This window comes from Nonomuraea sp. SBT364 (assembly GCF_001083785.1).
Lineage (GTDB): Bacteria > Actinomycetota > Actinomycetes > Streptosporangiales > Streptosporangiaceae > Nonomuraea.
This window is the reverse complement of sequence record NZ_LAVL01000115.1, coordinates 17,088-27,791: the sequence shown is the minus strand read 5'-3', so window position 1 is coordinate 27,791 and position 10,704 is coordinate 17,088. Positions and strand designations below refer to the sequence as shown.

The following is a 10,704-nucleotide window of genomic DNA, read 5'->3' as shown; positions in this document are numbered from 1 at the left end:
GCTCAGGGGCGGCCACGCGGCGCCGTACTGCCGCTGGTGCGGCCGGGTGGACGCGGCGTGGAAGTGCGAGCACTGCGGGAGCCCCAGGCTGCGGGCGGTGGTCGTGGGGGCCAGGCGCACGGCGGAGGAGCTGGGCCGGGCCTTCCCGTCGGTGCCGGTGCGGACGTCGGGACGTGACGGGGTGCTGGCGACCGTGCCCGGGAGCCGGGCGCTGGTCGTGGCGACGCCGGGGGCCGAGCCGGTGGCCGAGGGCGGCTACGCGGCGGTGGTGCTGCTCGACGGGTGGGCGCTGCTGGGCCGGGCCGACCTGCGCGCGGGCGAGGAGGCGGTGCGCCGGTGGATGAACGCCGCCGCGCTGCTCCGCCCGCGCGGCGAGCTGGTGGTGCTCGCCGACGCGGCGCTGCCCGCCGTGCAGGCGCTGCTGCGCTGGGACGCCGTCACGCACGCCGAGCGCGAGCTGGCCGAACGGGTGGAGCTCGGGTTCCCGCCGGCGGTGCGGATGGCGACGCTCACCGGTGCGGCGGCCGCCGTGCGGCAGATGGTCGCCGAGGCGCGCCTGCCGGCCGACGCGCAGGTGCTCGGCCCGGTGCCGATCGACGACTCCGGCCAGGAACGTGCCATGATCCGCGTGCCGCGCACGGGCGGGGCGGCGCTGGCCGCGGCGCTCAAAGGGGCTAGTGGGGTGCGTGCTGCCAGAAAGACGCCAGATGTCGTGAGGGTAAGTGTCGACCCGCTCGACCTGATTTAGGCTGTTTCCCCGATTCGCTCATCTGTAAGCCAGCCGTTAGCGTGCCCCTGTGTCGATCGAATGGGTGAACCTGGCCATCGACGATCTGCGTGCTTGGGGGCGCGGGCGGGGCGTCGAGGTGGACGCGGACGAGATCCGCCTGCTCTGCGATTACGCCAGCGACTACCTCGGCGTCAACGAGCTGGGCGACTTCGTCCCCGCCACGTTCGACGAGCTGCTGCTGTCCATCTACCCGCGCAAGGTGATCGCGCCTCCGGAGAGCGCGCCGGAGACCGTGGCCGCCGCCCGCACGCTGGTCGACTACCTGCAGCAGTCGGGCGCGGTCGGCACGAAGACGGCGGCGCTGATGCGCGAGCGGCTGAGCGACATCGCCACCCGGATGCCCGACGCGCTCGCCGACACCGCCAACTTCGGCATGGCCAAGAGCCTGTTCAGCTCGATCGGGCCGGAGTCGCTGGAGCAGTCGGTCGCCATCCCGTCGGGCGAGGTGCCCGACCTGGGGGAGGCGCCCTGCGACTGTCCCGGCTGCACGCCCAGGCCCGCCGTCCGGCTGCCCTCGCCCGAGGCGCTGCAGGCGCAGCTGCGCGACGTCCCGCTGCTGGCCGAGCTCGACCGGGGCGGCGTGCCCTACCTGCGGGAGTTCGCCGGCGGCGAGCCGCTGCCCCGCTGGGCGGCGATCGTCGCGCACGTCGTCGAGCACGACACCGGCGGCCAGGTGACCGGCCACCCGCAGGTGGACGAGGAGCTGTACGACCTGCTCGACATGCTCTACCGGCTCCAGGTGCCGGCGCCGGCCGCCGTGGTCGGCGACTACGTCACCGAACTGGCCGAGGACACCGGCGTCGACGTGCCCGCCGTGCTGGAACGCCTGGCCTGGTGCGGGCTCGTCCGCGTCGAGGGCGGCACGGCGGGGCTGACCCCGGCGGCCGTGTGGGCGCTGCGCGAGCACTACCTCGCGCTCGGCCTGGACGCGCCGCAGGGCGCCGACCTGGCCGGCGGCGACGCGCGCGGGCTCATCGAAGGGCTGCTCGACGGCGTGCCGACCGAGCTGGCCGAGGACGACATCACCCGCTGGCTGGCCGCCCGGTCCGCAGGCGAGGCGGCGGCCGAGCTGCTCGCCGCCGCCTCCGGCGCGCCCGCCGTGGCGCGCGGGATCGCCGTCACGATCGTGGACCGCCTCGGCGCCGAGGCCGCGGACGACGTCCGGGGCTGGCTCGACGACCAGGAGCTGCGCCCGCACGTCATCCACTGGCTCGCGGCGCGCGGCCTGCCCGCCCCGCCGCTCAGCCAGGAGGAGCTGTTGTGGGTCAGCGTCGACATGCTCGCGCTGGCGACGCCGGCGGCCGCCGACGACCCGGAGGTGTTCGCCGAGAACATCGCCGCCTCCGGCCCGCCGGCCCACCTCATCGAGGAGATGTGGCGGGTCGACCACCCCGACGTCGTCGAGGTCCTGGAGCTGCTCGGACGCTCCCTGACCGACGGCACGGCGGCCAAGGCGGCGCGCAAGGCTGCGTTCAAAGCGCGCTCCCGGGGCATCCGATGAGTACGCCTCTGTGACTCCTGTGCAGTAAGTTTCGTGGGTGGCAAACAACGTCTTCGACCTCGCCGAGCTGCGCAAGCTGATCGATGAGCAGGCCGCCGTGCCGCCACGGCCGCCGCAGGAGAAGACCCCCGCGGAGCACGAGGCGCTCACCTTCCCGCCTGTCGCGCTGGCCGGGGACGCCGAGCTCGCGCGGGTGGTCCCGGCCGTCCCGCTCGTCGCCGACGCCATCCGGCTCGCCAACTGGACGGGCGAGCGCCGGGTGTCGCCCGACGGGCTGCTGCCGGAGGCCGACCGGGCGGCGGCCGTCGCCGCGCTCGGCCTGGATCCGTCCCGGCTGCGGCTGGTCTGGATCGTCGCCGTCAACACCGGCCTGCTCCGCATCGCGCGCGGCCGGGTGTCGCGGGGGCCGCTGCCCGCGCGCCTCACCGTGGAGGCGACGCTGGAGTTCTGGGACGGCGTGGTCATGGACGTGCTCGACCGCGCCGACGAGGGCCTGACCGGCTCCACCGTGGTCGACGGCCACCTCGCCGAGATGCTCGCCACGATCTACTCCGTACGGTCGGGCGTCGCGATCGCCAACCTGGCCCGCGGCATCCTGCAGTCCCACGAGGTCGCCTGCGCGCCCGGCGACGCCGAGATGCGCAGGCTCGCAGCGGCGCTCCCGGCCGACCTGATGGAGGCGCTGTCGCTGCTGGCCTACTGCGGGCTGGTGGAGCAGACCTCGGCCGGGCGCACCGCGCTCACCCCGCTGGGCGTCTGGGCGATCCGCCGCGACCTGCTGCGCGAGGGCCACGACGCGCCCACCACGGCCGAGGTCGAGGTGTTCGCCGACCTGTCGGCGGCTGAGCTGGTCGAGGCCCTGGTCAAGGGCTCGGCCACGCAGAGCGCCGTCGCCGGCTGGCTGGAGCGCCGCCCGCCCGAACAGGCCGCCCGCGACCTCGTCGCCATCGCCGCCGAGGGCACCGCCGGGCAGCGCGGCGCCGTCGGCGCGATCCTGGAGGAGCTCGGCCCCGAGGCGGAGGCCCCCGTCCGCGAGGCGCTCGGACAGCCGCTCATGCGCCGCTACGCCGCCTCCTGGCTGCACATCCGCGACCTGGAGGCGCCCCCGCTCAGCACCGATGACCACACCTGGATCGCCGTCGACTCGCTGGCCGCGCTCATGCACATGTCCGGGCCCGTGGCGGGCCGGCTCGACACGCCCGAGCCCGGCGAGGAGCTCATCAAGCTCGTCGCCGCGATGCCGGCCGTCGGCCACCCCGACACCGTGGCCGTCCTCGACATGCTCGCCGCCGCCCACGACGACCAGAAGGTCGTCAAGGCCGCCCGCAAGGCGGCGATGAAGGCGCGCTCCCTCGCGCACACTAAAATGGATTGATCCACCTACGAAACGGAGTGACCCCCTTGGCGATCCAGGCGATCCGGCTGTTCGGAGACCCGGTGCTGCGCACCCCGGCTGCGCCGGTCACCGACTTCGACAAGGAGCTCCGCAAGCTGGTGAAAGACCTCACCGACACGATGATGGACGCGCCGGGCGCCGGCCTGGCGGCCCCGCAGATCGGCGTGGGCCTGCGCGTGTTCACCTACTACGTCGACGACCAGCTCGGCCACCTGATCAACCCCGACCTCGACCTGTCCGCCGACCTCGACGAGGAGGGCGAGGAGGGCTGCCTGTCCTTCCCCGGCCTGTCGTTCCCGACGCCGCGCGCCATCCGCGCCGTGGCCCGGGGCTTCGACATGCACGGCGAGCCGGTCACGCTGGAGGGCACCGACCTGATGGCGCGCTGCTTCCAGCACGAGACCGACCACCTCGACGGCATCCTGTTCATCGACCGGATGGACGCCAAGCAGCGCAAGCTGGCGATGAAGGCCATCCGCGAGGCGGAGTGGAGCGGCATGGCGGCGCCCGCGGTCAAGTTCTCCCCGCACGCCACCGGCGGAAAGGCCCTGTGACGATGCGCCTGGTCTTCGCGGGCACGCCCGAGACGGCGCTGCCGTCGCTGCGCACCCTCATCGACTCGCCCCGGCACGAGGTGGTCGCGGTCGTCACGCGGCCCGACGCGCAGTCCGGGCGCGGCCGCAAGGTCCACCCGTCGCCGGTCGCCGAGCTGGCCGAGGAGGCGGGCATCGAGGTGCTGCGCCCCGCCAAGGCCGGCGACCCGGCGTTCCTGGAGCGGCTGCGCGAGCTGGAGCCCGACTGCTGCCCGGTGGTCGCCTACGGCGCGCTGCTGCCCCAGGCGGCGCTCGACGTGCCCCGCCACGGCTGGATCAACCTGCACTTCTCGATCCTGCCCGCGTGGCGCGGCGCCGCCCCCGTGCAGCACTCCGTCCTGCACGGCGACGAGATCACCGGCGCCACCACCTTCCGGATCGTCAAGGAGCTCGACGCCGGGCCCGTCTACGGCGTCGTCACCGAGGAGATCCACACCGCCGACACCAGCGGCTCCCTCCTGGAGCGGCTGTCGGTGTCGGGCGCCGGGCTGCTGGCCGCCACGCTCGACGGCGTCGAGGACGGCACACTGGAGGCCCGGCCCCAGCCCCACGACGGGGTGACCCTCGCCCCCAAGATCAACGTGGCCGACGCCCGCGTCGACTGGGCCAAGCCCGCCATGCACGCCGACCGGCTCATCCGCGGCTGCACCCCCAACCCGGGGGCGTGGAGCGAGTTCCGGGGGCAGCGGGTGAAGCTCGCGCCGGTCCGGGTCGCGGCCGGCCAGGAGCGGCTCGCGCCCGGCCGGATCGCCGTCGCCGGGAAGAACACCGTGCTGGTCGGCACCGCCACCGGCCCGGTCGAACTGGGCGAGGTCCAGCCGCAGGGCAAGCGGCTGATGAGCGCGGGCGAGTGGGCCCGCGGGGTGCGCCCGGAGAGCGGCGAGCGGTTTGAATGAGCACGCCGGCCGGCCCGGGCGGCCGCGCCGTGAGGGAAAGCCGGAGAGCATGAAAGCACGGGGGGACCGGCCGTCGGCCGGCAGCCGCGGCGGCACGTCGGGCGGTGGCCGCGGCGGCACGTCGGGCGGCAGCCGCGGCGGCGGCGCGGCGCGGGGCGGGTCCGGCGGGGGGCGGAAGCCGGCGCGGGACCATGCGCGCAACGCCGCGTACGACGTGCTGCGGGCCGTCGACGAGCGCGACTCCTACGCCAACCTGCTGCTGCCCCGCCTGCTGCGGGAGCGCGGGATCGGGGGGCGCGACGCGGCGCTGGCCACGGAGCTGGCCTACGGCACGTTGCGCGGCCTCGGCACGTACGACGCGATCATCGAGATGTGCAGCGACCGCGCGCCCGATCCGGAGGTGCGTGACGCGCTGCGGCTGGGCGCGCACCAGCTGCTGAAGATGCGCGTCCCGCCGCACGCGGCCGTCGGCACGACCGTCGATCTGGTACGGCTGCGCGTCGGGCCCGGGGCGGCCAAGTTCGTCAACGCCGTCGCGCGAAAGATCGCGTCCAGGTCGCTGGAGGAGTGGGTGCCGATCGTGGCGCCCGACGCCGCCGACGACCCGGCAGGGCATCTGGCCGTCGCGCACAGCCATCCGCGCTGGATCGTCAGCGCGTTCCGCGACGCGCTCGGCGGGGCCGCCCACGAGACCGCCGAGCTGCTCGACGCCGACAACGCGCGGCCGCTGGTGACGCTGGTGGCCAGGCCGGGCCGCAGCTCGGTCGGGGAACTGCGGGAGTCGGGGGCCGAGCCCGGCCGCTACTCGCCGTACGCCGCCTACCTGTCCGAGGGCGACCCGGGCCGGATCGAGGCCGTCCACGACACCCGTGCCGCCGTCCAGGACGAGGCCAGCCAGCTCGTCGCGCTCGCCCTCACCAGGGTGCCGCTCGACGGCCGTGACGAGCTGTGGCTCGACCTGTGCGCCGGGCCGGGCGGCAAGACGGGGCTGCTGGACGCGATCGCCCGCCACGGCGACGTGGCGGGGCTGGAGGCCGCCGGCGACCTCAGGACCGGCCCGGAAGGCGACGGCGCGGTGCCCGGCGGCGGCGTGGTGATGCCTGGCGGCGGCGTGGCGGTGCCGTACGCCGGTGGGGCGCGGGTGCTGGCCGGGGACGTGCAGTACCACCGGGCGCGGCTGGTCTGGGAGACGACCAGGGACGCGGCCGTGATCACCGCCGACGGCACCGAGCCCGCGTGGCGGCCCGGCGTGTTCGACCGGGTGATGCTCGACGCGCCCTGCACCGGGCTCGGCGCGCTGCGGCGGCGGCCGGAGGCGCGCTGGCGGCGCGACCCGGCGAGCATCTCGGAGCTGGGCAGGCTGCAGCGGCGGCTGCTCGGCACCGCCCTGGACTCCGTACGGCCCGGCGGGGTCGTCGCGTACGTGACGTGCTCGCCGCACCTGGCCGAGACGCGGGTCGTCGTGGGTGACGTGATCGGCGGCAGAGCGGACGTGGAGCCGCTCGACGCGCGCGACTACCTGCCCGGCGTGGACGGGCTCGGCGACGGGCCGTACGCGCAGTTCTGGCCGCACCGGCACGGCACCGACGCCATGTTCCTGGCGCTGCTGCGCAAGGCCGCCTGAGGCCGCCTGAGACTTGTGTGAGAGGCCCCGCACCGGCCCCGTCCGGGGCGGGGCCGGCGGCCTGACTAGACTCTGACCATCATGGCCGTACAGATCTCGCCCAGCATCCTGTCCGCCGACTTCGCCCGGCTCGCCGACGAGGCCGCCGCCGTGCCGAACGCCGACTGGCTGCACGTGGATGTCATGGACAACCACTTCGTGCCCAACCTGACCCTCGGGCTGCCCGTGGTGGAGGCGCTGCTCAAGGCGACCTCGCTGCCGCTCGACTGCCACCTCATGATCGCCGATCCCGACCGGTGGGCCCCCGGCTACGCCGAGGCCGGGGCCGGGAGCGTGACGATCCACGCGGAGGCGTCCTCGGCGCCGGTGCGGACCCTGCGGGAGATCCGCTCGCTCGGCGCGCGGGCGGGGCTCGCGCTCAACCCCGCCACGGCGGTGGAGCCGTACGAGGATCTGATCGGCGAGGTCGACATGCTGCTGCTGATGACGGTGGAGCCGGGCTTCGGCGGGCAGAAGTTCCTCGACATGGTGCTGCCCAAGGTGCGGCGGGCGCGGGCGCTCATCGAGCGGCACGGCGGGCAGGTGTGGCTGCAGGTCGACGGCGGGGTGTCGGCCGGCACGATCGAGCGGTGCGCCGAGGCGGGCGCCGACGTGTTCGTCGCGGGCAACGCCGTCTACGGGACCGGCGACCGGTCCGCGGCCGTCGACTCGCTGCGCTCCCTGGCGACGGCCGCCTCCTCCTAGAACGGGCCGGGCGGCTCCGCCCGGAACGCCGCCGGCCGGGCGGCAGGTGCCGCCCGGCCGGGAGAAGCGGGTGTCAGGCCTGGAGGGCCGGGTCGAGGACGACGTCCTCGCCGTGGACGCCGGGCTCCTCGGGGAAGTGGCAGGCGGTCAGGTGACCGTCGCGGTTGCCCGGCAGGCGCAGCAGCGGCGGCTCCTCCGTGGCGCACTTGTCCTGCGCCTTCCAGCAGCGGGTACGGAACCGGCAGCCCGACGGCGGATCGATGGGGGAGGGGACGTCGCCCGCCAGGCGGATGCGCTCGCGCGGCGGCGCCTCCAGGTCGGCGTCCGGGACGGCCGACAGCAGGGCGTGCGTGTACGGGTGCCGGGGACGCTGGTAGAGGGAGTCGCGGTCGGCGATCTCCACCACCTTGCCCAGGTACATCACCGCGACCCGCTGCGAGAAGTGCCGGACCACGGCCAGGTCGTGCGCGATGAACAGGAACGCGATGCCCAGGTCGCGCTGGAGCTGCTGCAGCAGGTTGATGACCTGCGCCTGGATCGACACGTCCAGCGCGGAGACCGGCTCGTCGGCGATGATCAGCTTGGGGTCGAGCGCGAGCGCGCGGGCCACGCCGATGCGCTGGCGCTGGCCGCCGGAGAACTCGTGCGGGAAGCGGTTGTAGTGCTCCGGGTTGAGCCCGACGATCTCCAGCAGCTCGCGGGCCCTGGCCTCGCGCCCGGCCGGCGGGTTGATGTCGTTGATGTCCATCGGGCCGCGGATGATCGAGCCGACCGTGTGCCGCGGGTTCAGCGACGAGTAGGGGTCCTGGAAGATCATCTGGATCTCGGACCTGATCGGCTTCAGGGTGCGCCGGTTGGCGTGGCTGATGTCCTGGCCGCGGTAGCTGATGCTGCCGCCGGTCGGCTCCAGCAGCCGGGCGGCGAGCCGGCCGGTGGTGGACTTTCCGCAGCCCGACTCGCCCACCAGGCCGAGCGTCTCGCCCTCGTGCACGACCAGGTCGATGCCGTCCACCGCGTGGACCGAGCCGATCTGCCGCTTGATCAGCGAGCCGCCTCTGACGGGGAAGTGCTTCACCACGCCGGACAGCTCCAGCAGCTTCTCCGTCACGACGCCTCCTTACCGGGTTGCTTGCCGTGTTGACTCCGGAGTTCGGCCTTCTGCTTGAGCGGCAGGTAGCAGGCGTCGCCGTGGCCGCGGTGCGGCGACAGCTCGGGCCGCTCTCCCGTGCACACGCCCGGCCCCAGCAGCTTCGCGTAGTCGCAGCGCGGGTGGAACGGGCAGCCGGGCGGAACGTTGATCAGGCTGGGCGGGGTGCCGCGCACCGGTTCGAGCGGCACGTCCACCGGGTGGTTCAGGCTGGGCATCGAGCCGAGCAGCCCCCAGGTGTAGGGGTGGCGCGGCTCGCGCAGCACCTCGCGCATCGTGCCCCGCTCCACCGCGCGGCCCGCGTACATGACGAGCACGTCGTGCGCGGTGTTGGCCACCACGCCGAGGTCGTGCGTGATCATGATGATCGCGGTGCCCGTCTGCTCCTGCAGGTCGCGCAGCAGGTCGAGGATCTGCGCCTGGACGGTCACGTCCAGGGCGGTGGTGGGCTCGTCGGCGATGAGCAGGCCCGGGTCGCACACCAGCGCCATGGCGATCATGGCGCGCTGGCGCATGCCGCCGGAGAACTGGTGCGGATACTCGTCGACGCGGATCTTCGGCTGCGGGATCCCGACCCGGTCGAGCATCTCGATGGCCCGCTCGCGCGCCACCGACTTGGACACGCCCTTGTGCTTGCGGTAGACCTCGGCGATCTGCTGGCCGACCGTGTGGAACGGCGAGAGCGAGGTCAGCGGGTCCTGGAAGATCATCGCCATCTTGTTGCCCCGGAGCTTCTCCAGCTCGCGCTGCGGCGCGCCGAGCAGCTCGTGGCCGTCGAGCTTGATGCTGCCGGAGAGCTTGGCGGTGTCCGGGTTGTGCAGGCCGAGGATGGCCAGGTTCGTCACCGACTTGCCGGAGCCGGACTCGCCCACGATGCCGAGCGTGCTGCCGCGGTCCACCTCGAAGGACAGCCCGTCCACCGCGTGGACGACGCCGTCCTCGGTGTGGAAGTCGACGGTGAGGTCGTTGACTTCGAGAAACATCAGCTCAGCCTCACGCGGGGGTCGATGACGGCGTACAGGGAGTCCACGATCACGTTCATCACCACGATCGCGCCCGCCGCGAGCAGGACCGTGGCCATCAGCGTCGGCAGGTCGGAGTAGTCCACGGCGCGGACCGCCAGGCGGCCGATGCCCTGCAGGCCGAACGTGGTCTCGGTGATGATCGCGCCGCCGATGAGCGTGCCCAGGTCGACGCCGAAGATGGTGATGACGGGGGTCAGCGCGCCGCGCAGCGCGAAGCGCAGCACCACACTGCGGCCCGACATGCCCTTGGCGCGGGCGGTGCGCACGTAGTCCTCGTTCAGGTTCTCCACCATGGTGGAGCGGGTGATCCTGGTGTAGTTCGCGGTGAAGATCAGCGCGAGCACCAGCCAGGGCAGCAGCAGGCCGTTGAACCAGCCGAGCGGGTCCTCGGTGATCGGTATGTACTTCGGCTGCCGGAAGACCTGTATCTGGTAGACGAAGAAGTACATGGCCAGGGTGCCGACGAAGTAGATCTGCACCGAGGCGCCGATCAGCGACGAGACGCTGGCGATCTTGTCGAGGGGCTTGCCCTGGCGCAGCGCGGCGACGATGCCGGTGGCCACGCCGAAGATCAGGAAGATCACCGCGGCGCCGATCGTCAGCGCGATCGTGACCGGCATCCGGTCGATGATCGTCTCGAACACCGGGGCGCGGTTGACGAACGAGAAGCCCAGGCAGGGCGCCGGGCAGTGGCCCAGGCCCCCGTAGTCGCGGCCGACGAAGATGCCCGCGAGCCAGCTGACGAACTGGACCATGAGCGGCTGGTCGATGCCGAGGTTGTGCCGGGCCTGCTCCAGCGTCTCCGGTGGGCAGACCTTGCCACAGGCCAGCCGGGCCGGGTCGGCGGGGATCGCGTAGAACAGGAAGAAGGTCACCGCTGAGATGATCAGCAGGATGACCAGCGCGCCCAGTACGCGGCGGGTGAGGAATCGAAGCACGGGATGATCTCCAAGAGGGTGCTCCGGGCACCCCGTCGGGGCGCCCGGAG

General features: G+C 73.7%; 9 protein-coding genes and 1 pseudogene. 7 read left to right on the top strand and 3 right to left on the bottom strand.

Annotated features, from left to right (window positions below; genetic code table 11):
* The 7 genes and pseudogenes from ADY59_RS51800 to rpe form a co-directional block, all read left to right on the top strand.
* Positions 1-748, top strand: a pseudogene (locus ADY59_RS51800) (primosomal protein N'); the annotation flags it as partial.
* Positions 749-797: 49 nt separating this feature from the next.
* Positions 798-2,291 carry a hypothetical protein gene (locus ADY59_RS34285; RefSeq protein ID WP_049571269.1) on the top strand — a complete coding sequence of 498 codons (1,494 nt, stop codon included), beginning with the start codon at positions 798-800 and terminating at the stop codon, positions 2,289-2,291.
* A gap of 37 nt (positions 2,292-2,328) precedes the next feature.
* On the top strand, positions 2,329-3,666 hold the full coding sequence (locus ADY59_RS34280; protein ID WP_049571266.1) for a hypothetical protein: 1,338 nt from the start codon (positions 2,329-2,331) through the stop codon (positions 3,664-3,666).
* 26 nt (positions 3,667-3,692) lie between these two features.
* Positions 3,693-4,241, top strand: a complete 549-nt coding sequence (def, locus tag ADY59_RS34275) for a peptide deformylase (RefSeq protein WP_049571263.1) — start codon at positions 3,693-3,695, stop codon at positions 4,239-4,241.
* Between the two features lie 2 nt (positions 4,242-4,243).
* Positions 4,244-5,176, top strand: coding sequence for a methionyl-tRNA formyltransferase (gene fmt / locus ADY59_RS34270; RefSeq protein WP_049571262.1), 933 nt, complete (start codon positions 4,244-4,246; stop codon positions 5,174-5,176).
* A 49-nt stretch (positions 5,177-5,225) separates the two neighbouring features.
* On the top strand, positions 5,226-6,800 hold the full coding sequence (locus ADY59_RS34265) for an RsmB/NOP family class I SAM-dependent RNA methyltransferase (RefSeq protein ID WP_049571259.1): 1,575 nt from the start codon (positions 5,226-5,228) through the stop codon (positions 6,798-6,800).
* A gap of 81 nt (positions 6,801-6,881) precedes the next feature.
* Entirely contained in the window at positions 6,882-7,544 is a 663-nt protein-coding gene (rpe, locus tag ADY59_RS34260; protein ID WP_049571256.1) for a ribulose-phosphate 3-epimerase, read from the top strand.
* Positions 7,545-7,617: 73 nt separating this feature from the next.
* Here rpe and ADY59_RS34255 read toward each other — a convergent pair whose 3' ends face one another.
* From ADY59_RS34255 to ADY59_RS34245, 3 genes are read right to left on the bottom strand one after another with little or no spacing between them, the layout of a single operon-like run.
* Entirely contained in the window at positions 7,618-8,652 is a 1,035-nt protein-coding gene (locus ADY59_RS34255; RefSeq protein ID WP_049571253.1) for an ABC transporter ATP-binding protein, read from the bottom strand.
* Positions 8,649-9,674, bottom strand: coding sequence for an ABC transporter ATP-binding protein (locus tag ADY59_RS34250; protein WP_049571249.1), 1,026 nt, complete (start codon positions 9,672-9,674; stop codon positions 8,649-8,651). Before ADY59_RS34250 ends, ADY59_RS34255 begins: the two co-directional genes overlap by 4 nt.
* A complete protein-coding gene (locus tag ADY59_RS34245; protein ID WP_049571245.1) occupies positions 9,674-10,654 on the bottom strand; it encodes an ABC transporter permease in 981 nt (326 codons plus the stop codon). The genes ADY59_RS34250 and ADY59_RS34245 overlap by 1 nt, the downstream gene beginning before the upstream one ends.
* Between the last annotated feature and the right edge of the window lie 50 nt (positions 10,655-10,704).